Genomic DNA, 17450 nt, shown 5'->3' with positions numbered 1-17450 from the left:
TGCTGATTGCGAGCTTGAGAATCGCCATACCCGACATCCACACACACCGATGTGAGCTTGAGAGGCTGACAAAACGTATTGGAAACACGAACTGATGAGGGATGCGCGAACAGCACGCTCTCAAGCCCCTCTTCTGCAGGAGAGGGGTTGGGTGAGGGTCCGGGGCGAAGCTCTGGTGTGGTTGTCACTGCACGTGGCTTCGCTCGTACCCTCACCCGCCCCTGCGGGGCACCTTCTCCCCCATGAAGGAGGACAATGTCCCGGTGGGAGAAGGGACATCCGGCACGGCTTCAACCAACTCCAATCCACCATCCACGCCCCAATGCACCTGGCCCTGTTCGACTTCGACCACACCATCACCACCTGCGACAGCTATGGCCGTTTTCTGCGCAAGGTGGCAACGCCGGCGCAGGTTGCGGCGGCCAGATGGCAGGCGGGGCCATGGGTGCTGGGGTTCCGGATGGGCGTGGTGTCTGCCGCCGCACTGCGCGCGCGGGTGACGCGGCTGGTTTTCAGCGGCCGCTCGCTCGATGAGATGGACGCGCATGGCGCCGAATACGCGCGCACCGCGCTGCCAGGCATGCTGCGCGGCGAGATGATGCAACGCATCGACTGGCATCAGGCGCAGGGACATGAAGTGGTGCTGGTGTCGGCGTCGCTGGATCTGTATCTGCAACCGTGGTGTACCCAGCATGGGTTGTCGCTGATCTGCAATCGGCTGGAACACGCTGCAGGTGTGCTGAGCGGGCGCTATGCCGACGGCGATTGCGGGCCGCACAAGGTCGCGCGGATTTGCAGTCAATACGACTTGCATCGGTACGACTGCGTGCACGCCTATGGCGACAGCCGCGAAGACAAACCGATGCTCGCGCTTGCGCAACAACGCTGGTATCGCGGGCATCTGCTGCACTGAAATGGCCGCGACGTCCGCCCCTGCACCCGATCTGGTCGAACGCCTCGACCGCCTGCTGCCGCAGACCCAATGCGGGCAATGCGGGTATGACGGCTGTCGTCCGTACGCGCAGGCGATGGCAGATGGCCAGGCGACGATCGATCACTGCCCGCCCGGCGGCGATGCCGGGGCACGCGCCTTGGCGCAGGTGCTGGGCGTGCCTGCACGTCCCTACGATCGCAGTCGCGGCGCACACAAACTGCCGCAGGTGGCCTGGATCGTGGAAGCCGACTGCATCGGCTGCACCAAGTGCATCCAGGCCTGCCCGGTGGATGCCATCGTCGGCGGCGCCAAGCACATGCACACGGTGATCGCACCGTTGTGTACCGGTTGCGAACTGTGTCTGCCGGCGTGCCCGGTGGATTGCATCGAGTTGCATCCGACCGGCTGAGGCTGCGGTCAGCGCGATACCGCGTCCAGTCGATGCCTGCATGTTCATGGATCGGCGCGCAGTCCAGCATGACCACCAGCTGCGAAAGGCGGATTTCGAACTGCGCGACAGGCAGGCGATGCCCCGATCGATCAGTGGCCTGCCGCATGCAGGTTGGAAGGCAGGCATCAAGAACATCGGCACCGCCGCAAGCGGGTTGGCATTGGTCCGAATCTCCGGGTTACAACCGCGTTTGGCTGCGCGCCAGTCGCATGCGCATGCAAACGTGTGCCACCGACATGTCGATGCGCCACGCTGCGGAGCGGTGGCCGCGAGCCACCGCGGACTGCGCGACCTGATCGCGCTGCGCGCGCATGCGCCCACCGTTGGAAACGTTGCACCACGCGCGCGCCGTGGCATATGCCACCACGCTTGCCGTCACTCTCGCTCGCCCATGGCGGCAAGACCACCGGTTGCCACACGAGGCCGTGCCGCTGCAGCACTGTCGCCAACCACTCCCAAGCCAGCCACGCCAGCGCCCACCACCCCGCCGTCAGGAACGTCCTGACGCAGCCGGCGCATCCGTGCTGCGGCCGCGCCCGTATTGGTAGGCACCCCATCGAGGATCTGCCGATGCGTCCACTTGCCGCCACCCTCGCCGCGCTCACCGTCCGTTGCCGGCCGATTCGGCCGTTGTTGCTGCTGGTACTCGGCAGCCTGCCGCTCGGCGCAGGCGCGGTGACGCGGGTGGACGGCGATGCCTTCGATGGCGACAACGGCGCGTTGCGGTATCGCGAGTCGCACTGGTTGCTCGACGATGGCGGGCGGCTGGTGCTGTACCGCTGCCCGGACGGGCGGGCGTTTGCGCGCAAACAGGTCGACGGCGGCGGCAGCTCGCCTGATTTCAGCCTGATCGATGGACGCGACGGATATCGCGAAGGCGTACGCCAACGCGACGGCGTCCGCGAAATGTACCAGCTCGCCCCGGGCAAACCCGAACGCCGCACCACGCTGCCGTCTGGCGGCGGCGCGCGGGTGATCGATGCCGGGTTCGACGCCTACCTGCGCGAGCAGTGGGACGCCATTGCGCGTGCGCCGCAACAGGTGGACTTCGTGCTGCCCAGCCTGCAGCGGCAGTTGGGCTTCCGGGTCGAACGCCTGGGCGATGCTGCCGGCCAGCGGCGCTTCCGCATCAGCCTGGATGCCTGGTACGGCGCGGCAGTGCCATCGCTGGAGGTGCGTTATTCGCTCGCCGACAAGCGGCTGCTCGAGTTCCGCGGGGTCGGCAATCTGCGCGATGCGAACGGCCGCTATCCGCGCGTGCGCATCGTCTTTCCGGACACCCCCGCGCGGGCGGCCAGTGCCGAGGAATTGCGCGACGCGCGCGAGCAACCGCTGGCCACCTCGTGCAGCGCCCCATGAAACACGCCCGCGCCATCTTCACGTCCGACCACGCGCGCTTGCGTACAACGGCCCGGGCACCCATTCCCCCTACAGGAGCACCGCCGTGGCAAAAGCCTATCTCTGGATCAATGCAGTGCTCTACGTCGTCCTGGCGGTGTGGTGCACGCTCTCTCCGGCCAAGACCGCAACGGCAGTGGGCTATACCCAGCTCTCGCCGGCCGGGCAATCGGAGTATCTGGTCATCTACGGCGGGCTGCAGCTGGGCATGGCGTTCCTGTTCGGCTACTTCGCCTGGATCGACCAAGCCCGCACCGGCCTGGTGGTCGCCCTGGCGTTCTATGTTCCCATCGTGCTGTTCCGCAGCGTCTCGCTCTCGCGCTTGTGGCCGGTCTCCGCACCCACTGTTGCGCTTGCCGGGGTGGAGATCCTGTTGTTGCTCGCCGCGGTGCTGCTGTGGTTCCAGCGCAAGTGAAAGACACGCTCGGCCCAGTCCGGTAGCATCGCCCCCACCTCACCCAACGCCCGACCGCATGAGTGCCATTCCTGGCCACGACGACGATGAGACCGGACGCCTGCTGACCGCCACCGCGGGCGGCGACCGGCATGCTTTCGAAGCGCTGTATCGGCAGACCTCCGCCAAGCTGTTCGGCGTGTGCCTGCGGATGATCCCGCAACGTGCCGAAGCCGAAGAGGTGCTGCAGGACGTGTTCACGCTGATCTGGCACAAGGCCGGGCAGTTCGACCCGAACCGCGCACGCGGGCTCACGTGGCTGGCGATGATCGCGCGCAACAAGGCCATCGACCATCTGCGCGCCAACGCGCCGCAGCGCCGCAACGTGGCGCTGGACGATGCCGGCGAACTGCGATCCAGCGATGCCTCGCCGCTGGATCGCACCGAGCGCGCCAGCACGCGCCGGCGCATCGATCACTGCCTGGCCGAACTGGAACCGCCACGCAGCGAGTTGATTCGCACGGCGTTCTTCGAAGGCATCACCTACGAAGAACTCGCCGCGCGCACCGATACGCCGATCGGCACGGTCAAGAGCTGGATCCGTCGGGGTCTGGCCAAACTCAAGGCATGTCTGGAACGATGAGTACGCCCTTTCCCATCGACCAGGAACCGCCACGCGACGTGCTGGCTGGCGAATACGTGCTTGGCCTGTTGAGCGCAGAAGAACGCCTGGCGGCCGAACAACGCATTGCCACCGACGGCCAGTTCGCCCAGGCAGTGCTGCAGTGGCAGGAACTGCTGGCGCCGCTGCTGGAGGAAATCGTGGCGCAGACGCCACCGGATCAGGTGTGGGTACGCGTACGCCAGGCGCTGGGCTTCGATACGCCCTTGCGCGCGGTGCCGTCTGCAGCGCCGGTCAGCACGACCGCGCCCGCGGCCCCGTTGTGGAACAACGTGCGGTTCTGGCGCTGGGCCAGCGTCGGCGGCCTGGCCACTGCCGCGGTCTGCGTGCTCGCCCTGCTCAACGTGCGCACGCCGCCGGCACCGGTGCAGCCGCCGTCAACCGGCGAAGTGGTGCAGACCCCGGTCACCCCGCCTGCGACCAATCCGCCTGCCGCGACCGGGATCGCCATGACCTCGACCCTGGCCACCGAAGACGGTCGCCCGGGTTATGTGGCCTTGATGGACGCCGACAAGCACACCATCACGGTGACGCCGCTGGACCGCACCGCCACCGCCGACAAGGTGCCGGAGCTGTGGCTGATCACCCCCGACGGCAAGGCGCATTCGATGGGCACCTTCGACGATCAACGTGCACGCCGTGCGCAGATTCCCGATCAGTTGATGCCCATGTTGAGCAACGAGGCCATTCTGGCCGTCACGCTGGAGCCGCCGGGTGGCGCGCCCGGTGGCGTTGCCACCGGCACCGTGGTGGCCAAGGGCGGCATCAGCACGCTGGCGATGGCTCCCTGATCCAGCGCGCCTAACCTCGCTTGCGTGCACTCGCAGGCGGGGCTCTCCAAAACAGCCTCATCCGCGCCGGACGTCCCTGGCGCGGGCAATGTGTGCGCAGCTGCGCGATTCATTCGCGACGCCAAGCGAACCCCACCCATGCGTGCGACGATCAAGCGGGCTGGTGCATCTGTTTGCCGGCAGCGTCCGTACTGGGTCACGACTACCTATGGAGAATCACGCGTGCCGAGCACTGGCCTGGACCCTCACGCCGCAGCGCCCCAGCCCGCCACCGCACCACCGCGTGGCGGCCTGGCCGCACGCGTCGGCAGTCTGCGTCGCTGGGTGGATTCGCAAGCCGACGAGCCCCTGGACGAAGCGCGTGCCGATCGCATCGACTGGCTACGTGCCGTGCCCTTCATCGCCCTGCACCTGGCCTGCCTGGCGGTGTTCTGGGTCGGTGCATCCTGGTTCGCGGTGGGCATGGCAGTGGCGCTGTACGCGCTGCGCATGTTCGCACTCACCGGCTTTTATCACCGCTACTTCTCGCACCGCGCGTTCAAGACGTCGCGCGTACTGCAATTCGTCTTTGCCGCCATCGGGGCCACCTGCGTGCAGCGCGGGCCGTTGTGGTGGGCGGCGCATCATCGCAACCACCATCGGCATACCGACACCGGCCGCGATCCGCATTCACCGGCGCAGCACGGCTTCTGGTGGAGCCATACCGGCTGGTTCCTGACCCCGCGCAATTTCCGCACCGACTGGGAAGTGATCCCCGACCTACGCCGTTTCGCCGAACTGCGCTTTCTGGACCGCTTCGACATCGTGATGCCGGTGCTGCTGGCGCTGGGGCTGTACCTGCTCGGCGACTGGCTGGCAGTGGCTGCGCCCGCGCTGAAGACCAGCGGTGCGCAGTTGCTGGTGTGGGGCTTTGTGATCTCCACCGTGGCGTTGTTCCATGCCACCTTCACCATCAACTCGCTGGCGCATCGTTTCGGCAGCCGGCGCTTCGACACCCGCGACGACAGCCGCAACAACTGGCTGCTGGCGTTGCTCACCTTCGGCGAAGGCTGGCACAACAATCACCATTTCTTTCCCGGCTCGGCGCGCCAGGGACTGCGATGGTGGGAATACGACGCGACCTGGTACGGACTCACCGCGATGTCGTGGGTGGGGCTGGTGTGGGACCTCAAGCCGATGCCGAAACTGCTCACCCAGCGCGCCGAACGGGTGAAACGATGAGCGAGGGCAGGATTGCCGTGGTCGGCAGCGGAATCGCCGGCCTCGGCGCGGCGTGGCTGTTGTCGCGGCGCTACGAGGTGACCCTTTTCGAGGCAGCCGATTATCTGGGCGGGCATACGCACACGCACGACATCGAGCTGGAGGGGCAGCGTTACGCGGTGGATAGCGGTTTCATCGTGTTCAACCCGCAGCATTACCCGCTGCTCACGCGCATGTTCGCCGAGCTGGACGTGGCCGCGCAGCCGACCACGATGAGCTTTTCGGTCCACGACGCGCGCAGCGGGCTCGAATACAACGCCGGCACCTTGAACGGGTTGTTCTGCCAGCGCCGCAACCTGCTCAGCCCGCGCTTCTGGGGCATGCTGGCCGACCTGCGCCGCTTCTATCGCCAGGCACCGGCGGTGCTGCACAGCGACGAGCGTTTCAGCACGCTGGGCGCGTATCTGCAGCGGCACGGCTACTCGGATGCATTCCGCGACCAGCACCTGGTGCCGATGGCGTCCGCGCTGTGGTCCTCGCCTTCGCAGACCATTCTCGAATTCCCCATGGGCCAGTTGATCGGCTTCATGGCCAATCACCACATGCTGCAACTGAGCGGGCGCCCGCAGTGGCAGGTGGTGCGGGGCGGGTCCAACAGCTATGTGCGTGCGCTGCGGCGGCGCTGGCAGGTGATCGAGCGCCTGTCCACGCCGGTCCAGGCAATCCGCCGCACGCCCAATGGCGTGGTGCTGAAGGCCTCGCGTTGCGAGGAACATTTCGACCACGTGGTGCTGGCCTGCCATGCCGACGATGCGCTGGGTTTGCTCAGCGACGCCACGCCGGCCGAACGCCACATCCTCGGTGGCATCACCTACCAGGACAACGACACCGTGCTGCACACCGATGCCAGCGTGCTGCCGCGCGACCGGCGCGCCTGGGCAGCATGGAACGCGCACGTGCCGGCCGACCCGGATGCCGCCTGCACGGTGAGCTACTGGATGAACGCACTGCAGTCGATCGCGTCACCGCAGCCGTTCATCGTCAGCCTCAATCGCAATCACGAGATCGACCCGGGCAAGGTGCTGCGGCGCATGCGCTATCGCCACCCGGTGCAGAACGCCGCAGCAGTGGCAGCACAGGCGCGCAAGGCCGAGATCCAGGGTGTGCAACACACCTGGTTCGCCGGGGCCGCATGGGGCTTCGGTTTCCACGAAGACGGCCTGCGCAGCGGCGTGGACGTCGCGCATGGCCTGGGAGTGCATTGGTGATGCAGCTGCTGCGCGACGCCCACCACGACGCGGTGCCGTTGCCCCCTGCCGAGGGCAGCGGCGCCCGTCGCGTGGAGGCGCCGTTGCGCAGCGCGATCTACACCGGCTGGGTGCGGCACCGGCGCTTCATGCCCAAGGCGCTGCACTTTCGCCATCGCCTGTTCCTGATGTACCTGGATCTGTCCGAGCTGGATCAGGTGTTCGCACGACGCTGGTTATGGTCGGTGGGGCGCGCCAACCTGGCGCAGTTCCGGCGCAGCGACTATCTGGGCGATGCGCGCATTCCGCTGGACCAGGCCGTGCGCGACTGCGTGCAGACGCACACCGGCGAGCGCCCCGAGGGCGCGATCCGGCTGCTGACCCATCTGCGTTACTTCGGCCACGTGTTCAACCCGGTCAGCTTCTACTATTGCTTCGATCGCCACGACGGCCTGCGCTGGATCGTGGCCGAAATCACCAACACCCCCTGGCAGCAGCGCCACACCTACGTGCTGCCGGTCGCGCAGGCGCGCACGCATCGCGACGTGCATGCGTGGCGTTTCGACAAGCGCTTCCACGTTTCGCCGTTCATGGGCATGCAACACCGCTACGACTGGCGCTTCAGCGTGCCGGATGCGCAGTTGCGCGTGCACATGGATGTGCTGGACGCCGTTGGCGACGATGCTGGCGGTGCCCTCGACAACAGCGGCACGCGCCGCTTCGACGCCACCCTGGTACTGCAACGTCAACCGCTCACCGCGCGCAACCTGGCGCGCACGTTGCTGGCTTATCCGTTGATGACGGTGTGGGTGGTGATTGCCATCCACTGGCAGGCCTTGCGCCTGTGGCTGCGCGGCAACCCCGTCCACGACCACCCTCACCCGCCTGTGCGAGAACCCCGATGAACGCCACGTCCCTGCCCGATCACGCTGCGCCGCGCGCGGCCTCCTGGACGGACCGCCTGCTGCGCAAGCGCCTGCTGGCCACGCTTGGGCAATTGCGCGACGGGCAGCTGCAGCTGCATGAAGCCGGCACCGTCACCACGCTTGGCACGGCCACGGGCGCGCAGGCCTTGCAGATGCAACTGCGCGTGATCGACCCCGGCTTTTATCGCCAGGCGGCGCTCAACGGCAGTGTCGGTGCAGGCGAGTCGTATATGGACGGGCAGTGGCAGTGCGACGACCTGGTGGCGTTGATGCGGCTGCTGCTGCGCAACCGCGAGCGGCTGGACGCGATGGAGACCGGCACCGCACGTCTGGGCGGCTGGGCCATGCGCAGCCTGCATGCGTTTGCGCGCAATACCCGCAGCGGCAGCCGGCGCAATATCGCCGCGCACTACGACCTGGGCAACCCGCTGTTCAAGCTGTTCCTGGATGAAAACCTGATGTACTCGTCGGCGATCTTTGTCGACGGCGAAGAGGCGCAGGGGGAGGCGGCACTGGAGCGCGCGGCGACCCGCAAGCTCGAACGCATCTGCCAGAAACTGCGCCTGGCGCCGCACCATCATGTGCTGGAGATCGGCACCGGCTGGGGCGGCTTTGCGCTGCACGCCGCACGCGAACACGGCTGCCGCGTCACCACCACCACCATTTCGCGCGAGCAGTTCGAACTGGCCAACCAACGCATCGCCGCGGCAGGCCTGAGCGATCGGGTGACGGTGCTGTTGCACGACTACCGCGACCTGGAAGGCCGCTTCGACCGCGTGGTCTCGATCGAGATGATCGAAGCCATCGGCCACCAGTATCTGGACACCTACTTCGCCAAGGTCGGCAGCCTGCTGGCCGACGATGGCGAAGCGCTGATCCAGGCCATCACCATCGAAGACCACCGCTACAAGCAGGCGCTGCACTCGGTGGACTTCATCAAACGGCATATCTTCCCGGGCAGCTTCATTCCTTCGGTTGCGGCGATGACCGGCGCGATCGCGCGCGCCAGCGATCTGCGCCTGTTCAATCTGGAAGACATCGGCCCGAGCTATGCGCTGACCTTGCGCGCGTGGCGCCAGCGCTTCATGGCGCAGTTGCCGCAGGTGCGTGCGCTGGGCTACGACGAGCGCTTCATCCGCATGTGGGAGTTCTATCTGGCCTATTGCGAGGCCGGCTTTCTGGAACGCTCGATCGGCGATGTGCATTTGTGGCTGAGCAAACCCGCTGCACGCCCGCCGCAGTTCGTGCCTGGCCTCACTGCCGGCGCATGAAGCAGCTCGGCAACTACCTCGGCCTGCAGGTGCTGTGGCTGGTCGCGGTCGGTTCCGCTGCGCATGCGCGCATCTGGCCAACGCTGCTGGCGCTGGCGGTCTTCGCGCTGTACCAGCTGTGGCCTTCGCGACGCGCGCCCGGCGACGTGCAGTTGATGGTGGCGGCCTTGTCGCTGGGATTGCTGCTGGACACCACGCTGGCAGCGGGCAATTGGGTGCGCTACGCCGCGCCGTGGCCGGGCAGCCTGCTGGCGCCGCCGTGGATCCTGGCGTTGTGGCTGGGCTTTGCGCTCACCCTCAACCATTCGCTGGCCACGGCAATGCAGCGGCCGTGGCTGGCGGTGCTGCTGGGCGCCATCTTCGGGCCGTTTTCGTACTGGCTGGCGCAACGCAGCTGGCACGCGGTGGAATTTCAATCGCCTTACCTGCATGCCGTGCTTGCCGTGGGCATCGGCTGGGGCGTGGCCTGCGGCGTGTTGTCGCTATATGCACGCCGGCTGGCGCGACCATTGCCCGATGACCCCACTGGAGAACTGCAATGAATGCCTGGCCGCTGCTGCATGTGGGCGTGTTCGCAAGCGTGGTGATGGTGATCGGCTGGCTGTGGCAGCGTCGCAGCGGCAACGCCGGCCCGGTCGATGTGTTGTGGGCGGGTTGCCTGGCGGTGGCTGCGCCGTATTGTGCGTGGATGTCCGAGGGCGCACTGCTGCCGCGCGTGCTGGTGGCGGTGCTCGGGGGCGTGTGGGGGGCGCGTCTGGCGCTGCATCTGGGCGTGCGCGTCTTCGGCGACCCGCATGAAGACGGCCGGTACCGCGCGTTGCGCGAACATTGGAACGGCAGCCAGAGCAAGTTCCTCGGTTTTTTCCTGGCGCAGGCCGGGGTGGTGGTGCTGTTCGCGGTGCCGTTCCTGGCCGCGGCGAGCAACCCAGACGCGGAATGGAGCGCATGGACAGGCATCGCGATCGTCGTGTGGTTGATCGCGGTCGGTGGCGAGGCGTTGGCGGACCGGCAGTTGTCGGCGCACAAGGCCAACCCGGCCAATCGCGGCAAGACCTGTCGCGCCGGGCTGTGGCGTTATTCGCGCCACCCCAATTATTTTTTCGAGTTCGTGCACTGGTTCGCGTATCTGGCGCTGGCCGTCGGTGCCGGCCCGTGGCCGGTGGCGCTGTGCGCGCTCGGGCCGGTGGTGATGTTCGTGTTTCTGTATCGCTTCACCGGCATTCCTTACACCGAGCAGCAGGCGCTGCGCTCGCGTGGCGAGGACTATGCCCGGTACCAGCGCAGCACCAGCGCGTTCTTTCCGCTTCCCCCTTCGTCCTGATTTGCCTGGAGAGTTGCATGTCTACCGTTATCGTCCCGCCCTCCGCGCAGCCCGAAGAAGCCTTCGCCACGCGGCTCGCCGAATCCGGTGTGCTGCCCGACGCCGTCTTGCGCCACGGCATCCGTCGACTGTGCGCGCAGCGCCTGCGCGATGAGCGAGGCAACGATGCCGATGCCAACGGCGAGCGGCAGCGCGCCTTCATCGACAGCCTGCGGGCCAGTGCGATCGCGATCGAAACCGATGCGGCCAATCGCCAGCATTACGAATTGCCGCCGCAGTTCTTCACCCTGTGCCTGGGCCGCCGGCTCAAGTACAGCAGCTGCTACTGGGATGCCACCACGCCCAATCTGGATGCCGCCGAAGAACGCATGCTGGCGCTGTACGGCGAGCGCGCCGAACTGGCCGATGGTCAACGCATCCTGGAACTGGGCTGCGGCTGGGGCTCGTTGACCCTATGGATGGCCGAGCGCTATCCGAACGCCAGCATCACGGCGGTGTCCAACTCGCGCCCGCAGCGCGCACATATCCTGGAGCAGTGCCGCGTGCGCGGGCTGAGCAACGTGCAGGTGATCACTGCCGACGTCAACGCGCTGACCCTGCCACCGGGCGACTTCGATCGCGTGGTGTCAGTGGAAATGTTCGAGCACATGCGCAACTACCGCGACCTGCTCGCACGCGTCGGCAGCTGGCTGGCACCGGGCGGCAAGCTGTTCGTGCACATTTTTTGCCACCGCGACCTGGCCTACCCGTTCGAAGTGGCCGGCGAAGACAACTGGATGGGCCGGCATTTTTTCACCGGCGGGCTGATGCCGGCGGCCGATACCCTGCTGCACTTCCAGCAGGATGTGGTGATCGAACAACGTTGGCTGCTGTCGGGCGAGCATTACGAGAAGACCGCCAACGCCTGGCTGGAAAACCAGGACCGCCACCGCGACCAGATCATGCCGCTGTTGAAGCAGACCTACGGCGACGACGCGCAGCGTTGGTGGCAGCGCTGGCGGATGTTCTGGCTGGCCTGCGCGGAATTGTTCGGCTACGACCACGGCCGCGAGTGGGGCGTGGCGCATTACCGCTTCGTCAAACGTTGATTGCACCGCCGGCAGCCGTTGCGAACATGACTGCCGGCCACCATGCACCGCGCGTGCTTGCGTGCACTGCGATAACCGCGCAGCAGTCACTTGGTTGCGCTGAAGCGCTGCGTGAAATCGCGCGTACCGCTTCAAGCGCCGCACCCAGTGGCGCGATCAACCCGCCGCAGCGGTCACCACGATTTCCACTTTCCACTCCGGCCGCGCCAACTTGGCTTCAACGGTGGCACGGGCAGGCGTGAAGCCGTGCGGCACCCACTCGTCCCAGGCCTTGTTCATGCCATCGAAATCGGCGATGTCGGCGAGGAAGATCTCTGCACGCAGGATCTTGGTCTTGTCGCTGGCCGCCAGCGCCAGCAGCTTGTCGATCTCGCCCAGCACCTGCCGGGTCTGCCCAGTGATGTCCTGGCTGGTGTCCTCGGCAATCTGGCCGGCCAGGTAACACACGCCGGCATGGACGGTCATTTCGGACATACGCGGACCCGCATCGAATCGCTGCAGCATTTCAGGCTTCCTAGGGTTGATTGACCCCTGCATTGTCCCGCGAATGCGGCAGACGTGCAGCCCCGTCGCGCTCGCAGCGCGCCAACACGGTGCCCGCGCGCACCATCCAGGCCACGATCAGCACGATGGCGATCTTCTGGCTGATGCCCAGGGGTGCGCTGGTCACGGTGACATGGAACAGCAACACCGCAAACGCTGCCCAGCCCAGCAGGAAGGCCGAAGGAAAGTGTGCACGCCACCGCACATCGGCCCGGAAGTACCACGCCTGCAGCAATACCGCGGCAATCACGCACAGAAACGTCGTATCCGCCGACAACACATGCACCATCGCGGCCGCCTCCGGCGCCAGCTCGGGCATCCAGCTGTCTCCGATCGAGACCATGCACAGCCCCACTGCCGCCATCCAGAACAAGCCCAGCACGGTGCGGCTGCGCGCGGCCGGCGCCAACGCCGCATACAGCCCCAGCGCCAGCCACGCCATGCTGGCGGCCAGCAGGCAGTAGGCGGTGCGCAGCAACAGGCCATACGGACCGTGCAGATAGGCGCTCAGTTGCGCATCCACCCACCAGAGATCGCGGCGCAGCCATTGCAACACCAGCACCAGCCCGATGAAGACCATGCCCGCGGCGGCGGCGATGCGGCCGGCGTGGCCGCTCCAGCGCGGCGGCATGGCCCGCGCGTGCGGCGCAAACGTTGGGGAATCGGGTGGAGTGCGCATCAGCAGCCTGTCTGCCTTCCAACTGTCATGGCTGTCCTGTCGTGTTCGTTCGGCACGCGTGTGCGGCTTTGCCCTATGATGCGCGCGGCCGGCCCGCACGGACACTGTGTCGGTACGATCGAACCACGCGTTCACTGGATGTCGGCACCTTCGCAACCACGCTGCATGCACCCTCAACCCGACCGGCCCATGCATTGCAAACGCGCGCGCGGCACACCTCGTGCATGCACCCTCCTTCCCTTTCAGCAGATCCCGTTGCCCTCATGACGGATACCCCCGCGTCTTCCGAAACGTCCGCCAGCGGTTGGCGTCGCGCCTTGCCGGTCATCATCAGCCTGGCGATCCTGGCGATGGCCCTGCATGCGCTGTCGTCGCAGTTCACCGACCACGGCTACCGCCAGATCCGGCATGCGTTCCGTGCGCTGGGCGCGGGGCAGATCGCACTGACGCTGCTGCTCGGCCTGAGCAGCTACGCGTGCCTGGTGGGCTTCGACTGGGTGGGGCTCAAGCGCACCGGCAAGCAGCTGCATCCGGCACGGGTGGGCATCACCGCCTTCATGGCGCATGCGGTCGGGCAGACATTGGGCTTTGCCGCACTCACCGGCGGCGCCGTGCGACTGCGCGGCTACGGCAGCGTGGGCCTGACCCTGGCCGAGATTGGCCAGGTGGTGCTGATGAGCACCCTGGGCTTCATCTTCGGGGCCTGGGTGCTGCTGGGTCTGGCATTGCTGCTGGAACCGGAAGCGGCCGCGCGCGCGTTGCCGATCACCGCGCAGGCCATCCGCATCGCCGGCATCGCCCTGCTGGTCGGCTACGGCGCCATGCTGGCGCTGGTCGGCAAACAGGGCCGCGAGTTCGGCATCCGCACCCACCGGTTCTGGTTACCGGACCGCACCACGGTGCTGGGCGTCACCGCACTGAGCGTGGTGGAACTGGGCCTGGCCGCGGCCGCGTTCTACGTGCTGCTGCCGCCGGACCCCGGTACCGGCTACTTCGGCTTCATCGGCATCTGGCTGGTGGCCGTGGTGGCCGGGCTGATCTCCACCGTGCCGGCCGGCCTGGGCGTGTTCGAGTGGAGCCTGCTCAAGCTGCTGCCGCACGTGACTCCCGCCGCGGTCCTGGCCGCGGCGCTGGCCTACCGCGTCACGTACTACATCGTGCCACTGCTGATCTCGGTGGCCATGGCGGCCGCCTCCGGGCTGCGCGCGCCGGTACGCGTCGGCGCCAGCACCGCGCGCACCGTGTGGAAGACCCTGCGCCCGTGGCTGCCGCAGATTCTGGCGTTGGCGGTGTTTGCAGTGGGTGCCGCGCTGGTGATCGACGGCACCCTGCCGACACCGCGCGCGCGCCAGGAAGTGGCGCCGCTGCCGCTGATCGAAACCTCGCACCTGCTGGTCAGCCTGGGCGGCATGATGCTGCTGCTGATCGGCCAGGGCCTGCAGCGCCGCAGCCATGCGGCCTGGGTGCTGGCGCTGGGCGTGTGCTTGCTGCTGCCGCCGTTGGCGCTGCTGCGCGGCAGCCATATCTCGGTGTCGTTGTCGGCGGCGCTGGCAGCGGTTGCGCTGTGGGCGGCGCGACGCGAGTTCTATCGCCAGGGCGCGCTGCTGGACGAAGCCTGGTCGTGGCGCTGGCTGAGCAACCTGGGCCTGGTGCTGGTGGCCACGTTCTGGCTGCTGTTCTTCGTCTACAGCCATGTCGAATACAGCAACGATCTGTGGTGGCAGTTCGCCACCTCGGCCAATGCGCCGCGTGCATTGCGCGCCGCGCTGATCCTGTGCGTGGGCGTGATCGTGTTCGGCATGGCGCGCCTGCTGCGTGGTGGGCGCAGGCCGATGCCGGCGGCCGATGCGCAGACGCTGCAGACGCTGGCACCGATCCTGGCCACCAGCACCGATACCCAGGCCTGCCTGGCGCTGACCGGCGACAAGGCGTTTTTGTTGGATGAGCAGCGCCGTGGCTTTGTGATGATGCAGCGCTATGGGGGTTCGTTGATTTCCATGGGCGACCCGGTCGGTCCGCCGGAGGTGGCGTGCGCGCTGATCTGGCGCTTCCGCGAAGAGGCCGACCACATGGGCCTGCGCCCGGTGTTCTACCAGGTCGGCGAACGTTACTGGCAGACCTATCTCGACATGGGCCTGACCCTGGTCAAGCTGGGCGAAGAGGCGATCGTGCCGCTGGAGGGTTTCACCCTGGAAGGCCGCGACCGCGCCGACCTGCGCCAGGCCTGGAACCGCGGCAAGCGCGGCGGCCTGAGCTTCCGCATGCTGCCGCCCGAACAGGTGGAGGAGGTATTGCCGCGCCTGGCCGAGGTGTCGGAACAATGGCTGGAAGAAAAATCCGGCGAAGAGAAAGGCTTTTCGCTGGGCAGCTTCGATCCGGATTACCTGCGTCGCTTCCCGGTGGCGGTGGCCGAGGTCGAAGGCCAGATCGTGGCATTTGCCAACGTGTGGTGGGCACCGGCCGGCGGCGAACTGTCGGTGGACCTGATGCGGCACAGCGCGCAGGCACCGAAGGGCACTATGGACTTCCTGTTCATCGAGTTGTTCCTGTGGGGCCAGGCCAACGGCTACACGCGGTTCTCGCTGGGCATGGCACCGTTGTCGGGCCTGGCCGAACATCGCCTGGCCGGGCGCTGGAACCGCTTCGCCAGCCTGGTCGCGCGGCACGGCGAGCGTTTCTACGGATTCAGCGGCCTACGCCGCTTCAAGTCGAAGTTCGCCCCGACCTGGCGTCCACGCTATCTGGTCGCCCCCGGCGGCATGCATCTGCCGGCCGCCTTGCTGGATGTCACCCGCCTGATCTCGGCCGATCCTGGGCGGCAGGAGTAAGCCCGCGCGCGACGCTGGCGCCGAACATGCAGGTCCGGCCGCCTTTGCTGGCGCCCACCGGAGCGGATTGACAACGCAGGAGCACGCCGTTTCCGGCAATCCTGGTGTGCGGAGCAGCGGTCGCAGACCGTGAAAGCGCGGTGCCACCTCCGCGGGCCAGCGCATGTGGGGCGGCATGGATGCCGCCATCGAGCTTCCAAGGATGGATTCACAGCGTGTCGCGATTCCGGACCCGGCACCGTGCCGCCGACCAGGACACGGTCGGCGCACTCAGATCAAACACTGTCCGGCCTTACGGCTTCGACAGCGTGTGCAACTGGTCCATGATCGTCTTGGCCAGGGTCGTGTAATCGCCCTTGAAATGGTGATCGCCTGGCAGTGCGACCCGCTTGGCCACGTTTGCGGGCAGGTTCGGGCAAAGCGCATCGTCGTCGTCCTGGCCGTAGATGCACACCGTCGTGCCGGCCGGCAGACGCTGTACTTCCGGCGCGATCGGCAGGCCCTCGTCGTCCGAGCCCAGCCAGTTGCTGACGTGGAACTCGTAGTCGGCCAGCTTGCCGACCGACAGCAGCGCCGTCATACGCAGGTTCTGCTTGGTCGCAGCGGGCAGTTTATTGATGGCCGCCGGCAGCACGTCGGCGCCCTGCGAAAAGCCGATCAGTACCACGCGCTGGCGATCCCAGCGCTGCGCATAGATGCGGGCAATGCGATCCAGGTCGTCGGCAAAGCCTTGCGGGGTGCGCTCGGTCCAGAAGTAACGCAGCGAATCCAGGCCGACCACCGGAATGCCTTGCGCGGCGAGTGCATCGGCTACCTCTTCGTCCAGGCCTGCCCAACCGCCATCGCCGGACACGAAGATCACGAAGGTGTCGTCGTCGCTGTCGCCATCGGGCTTGGCCGGCAGTTCCACCACCGGCAGATCCGCCAGACCGCCCGGCGGCGGCGGCAACGCCACGCCCTTCTGTTCGCCCAGCGAACGCACCGCGGCGCGCAGGCCGGGCAGGATGTCGCCTTTGGCAGAGCGCCGGAAGGTTCGCGCCTGCGGCACCTGCTTGAGGAAACCCTCTTCGGCAACCGCCGGGCAGCGTTTGTCCTGGCTGGCGGCAAGCACCCAGGGAATCTGCAACGGCACCGGCAACAGCGTGTTGGTCCCCGGGCGTACACCCGGCTGGCAGATTGCCTGGTTGGACACGGTGGCCGGGCAGAGCCCGTCGGTGAGCACGCCGGCCAGGACGTGCGGCTTGGCCTGAGCCGCGATCGCGTAGGCCAACGCGGCGCCCTCGCCATCGCCCACCAGCAGCGGCAGACGATAGGTGGGGATGTGATAGAAGGCCTGCACGTAACGCGAGAAATTTTCCACGTCGCCGACCGAGAACGTGCAGGTGCCGCCAGCCTTGCGCAGCACTGCGTACAGGTGCGCGGTGTCCACCACCGCCACCATCGCACCGTCGGCGCGCAGGCTTTCTGCCTGGGCCTGGCGCTTGGCGGCATCGCCCGCACCGGCCAGCCAGATCACCACCCGTTGCGGCTCGCCCTTGGGCATCAGCACCGGCACCTGCTCGAAACGGCCGTGGCTGACCGGTTCCGGCGCCTGCGCGGCGGCCATGCCCGACAGCGTCAACATCGCCGCGCCGCAGAGCGCGCTCCACATTTCAAGTCGTCGCATGTCGCACCATCGGGAAAAGTGGTTCAAAGAT

17 protein-coding genes are annotated in these 17450 nt (G+C 67.1%); 14 read left to right on the top strand and 3 right to left on the bottom strand.

The features are described from left to right. The first annotated feature begins 322 nt into the window (after nt 1-322). From ACCQ16_RS06830 to ACCQ16_RS06770, 13 genes are all read left to right on the top strand, one after another. The gene (locus ACCQ16_RS06830) at nt 323-913 is read left to right on the top strand and encodes an HAD family hydrolase (RefSeq protein ID WP_008578249.1); all 591 of its coding nucleotides are present in this window, start codon (nt 323-325) and stop codon (nt 911-913) included. A gap of 1 nt (nt 914) precedes the next feature. Continuing rightward, nucleotides 915-1343, top strand: a complete 429-nt coding sequence (rnfB, locus tag ACCQ16_RS06825; RefSeq protein WP_008578248.1) for an Rnf electron transport complex subunit RnfB — start codon at nt 915-917, stop codon at nt 1341-1343. Nucleotides 1344-1955: 612 nt separating this feature from the next. Continuing rightward, nucleotides 1956-2744 (top strand): hypothetical protein, encoded by a 789-nt coding sequence (locus ACCQ16_RS06820; protein WP_033479578.1) that lies wholly within the window; start codon nt 1956-1958, stop codon nt 2742-2744. A gap of 85 nt (nt 2745-2829) precedes the next feature. Continuing rightward, the gene (locus ACCQ16_RS06815; protein WP_008578245.1) at nt 2830-3198 is read left to right on the top strand and encodes a hypothetical protein; all 369 of its coding nucleotides are present in this window, start codon (nt 2830-2832) and stop codon (nt 3196-3198) included. Between the two features lie 58 nt (nt 3199-3256). Next, entirely contained in the window at nt 3257-3820 is a 564-nt protein-coding gene (locus tag ACCQ16_RS06810; RefSeq protein ID WP_008578244.1) for a sigma-70 family RNA polymerase sigma factor, read from the top strand. Further along, a complete protein-coding gene (locus ACCQ16_RS06805; RefSeq protein WP_008578243.1) occupies nt 3817-4650 on the top strand; it encodes an anti-sigma factor in 834 nt (277 codons plus the stop codon). Before ACCQ16_RS06810 ends, ACCQ16_RS06805 begins: the two co-directional genes overlap by 4 nt. 222 nt (nt 4651-4872) lie before the next feature. Beyond that, on the top strand, nt 4873-5871 hold the full coding sequence (locus ACCQ16_RS06800) for an acyl-CoA desaturase (protein ID WP_057680918.1): 999 nt from the start codon (nt 4873-4875) through the stop codon (nt 5869-5871). Further along, nucleotides 5868-7118 (top strand): NAD(P)/FAD-dependent oxidoreductase, encoded by a 1251-nt coding sequence (locus tag ACCQ16_RS06795; protein ID WP_008578241.1) that lies wholly within the window; start codon nt 5868-5870, stop codon nt 7116-7118. The genes ACCQ16_RS06800 and ACCQ16_RS06795 overlap by 4 nt, the downstream gene beginning before the upstream one ends. Further along, a complete protein-coding gene (locus ACCQ16_RS06790) occupies nt 7118-8002 on the top strand; it encodes a DUF1365 domain-containing protein (RefSeq protein WP_071117415.1) in 885 nt (294 codons plus the stop codon). The genes ACCQ16_RS06795 and ACCQ16_RS06790 overlap by 1 nt, the downstream gene beginning before the upstream one ends. After that, nucleotides 7999-9294 (top strand): SAM-dependent methyltransferase, encoded by a 1296-nt coding sequence (locus ACCQ16_RS06785; protein WP_008578239.1) that lies wholly within the window; start codon nt 7999-8001, stop codon nt 9292-9294. Before ACCQ16_RS06790 ends, ACCQ16_RS06785 begins: the two co-directional genes overlap by 4 nt. Beyond that, nucleotides 9291-9836, top strand: coding sequence for a DUF2878 domain-containing protein (locus ACCQ16_RS06780; protein ID WP_008578238.1), 546 nt, complete (start codon nt 9291-9293; stop codon nt 9834-9836). The genes ACCQ16_RS06785 and ACCQ16_RS06780 overlap by 4 nt, the downstream gene beginning before the upstream one ends. After that, nucleotides 9833-10615 (top strand): DUF1295 domain-containing protein, encoded by a 783-nt coding sequence (locus ACCQ16_RS06775; protein WP_277572868.1) that lies wholly within the window; start codon nt 9833-9835, stop codon nt 10613-10615. The genes ACCQ16_RS06780 and ACCQ16_RS06775 overlap by 4 nt, the downstream gene beginning before the upstream one ends. Before the next feature lie 17 nt (nt 10616-10632). Further along, entirely contained in the window at nt 10633-11703 is a 1071-nt protein-coding gene (locus ACCQ16_RS06770) for an SAM-dependent methyltransferase (RefSeq protein WP_029819003.1), read from the top strand. A 156-nt stretch (nt 11704-11859) separates the two neighbouring features. Here ACCQ16_RS06770 and ACCQ16_RS06765 read toward each other — a convergent pair whose 3' ends face one another. Further along, nucleotides 11860-12207: a RidA family protein gene (locus tag ACCQ16_RS06765; protein WP_008578235.1), complete on the bottom strand. Its 348-nt coding sequence runs from the start codon at nt 12205-12207 to the stop codon at nt 11860-11862. 10 nt (nt 12208-12217) lie between these two features. Continuing rightward, the gene (locus tag ACCQ16_RS06760) at nt 12218-13096 is read right to left on the bottom strand and encodes a DUF998 domain-containing protein (RefSeq protein WP_318658815.1); all 879 of its coding nucleotides are present in this window, start codon (nt 13094-13096) and stop codon (nt 12218-12220) included. A gap of 92 nt (nt 13097-13188) precedes the next feature. Here ACCQ16_RS06760 and mprF point away from each other — a divergent pair, with 92 nt between their 5' ends. Then, on the top strand, nt 13189-15753 hold the full coding sequence (gene mprF, locus ACCQ16_RS06755) for a bifunctional lysylphosphatidylglycerol flippase/synthetase MprF (protein ID WP_014089718.1): 2565 nt from the start codon (nt 13189-13191) through the stop codon (nt 15751-15753). A gap of 292 nt (nt 15754-16045) precedes the next feature. Here mprF and ACCQ16_RS06750 read toward each other — a convergent pair whose 3' ends face one another. Beyond that, nucleotides 16046-17419 (bottom strand): virulence factor, encoded by a 1374-nt coding sequence (locus ACCQ16_RS06750; protein ID WP_218534242.1) that lies wholly within the window; start codon nt 17417-17419, stop codon nt 16046-16048. Nucleotides 17420-17450: the final 31 nt, after the last annotated feature.

This window comes from Xanthomonas sp. NCPPB 1062 (assembly GCF_041481705.2).
GTDB classification, from domain to species: domain Bacteria; phylum Pseudomonadota; class Gammaproteobacteria; order Xanthomonadales; family Xanthomonadaceae; genus Xanthomonas; species Xanthomonas euvesicatoria.
The sequence above is the reverse complement of the archived record's forward strand: the minus strand, read 5'-3'. Positions and strand labels throughout refer to the sequence as shown.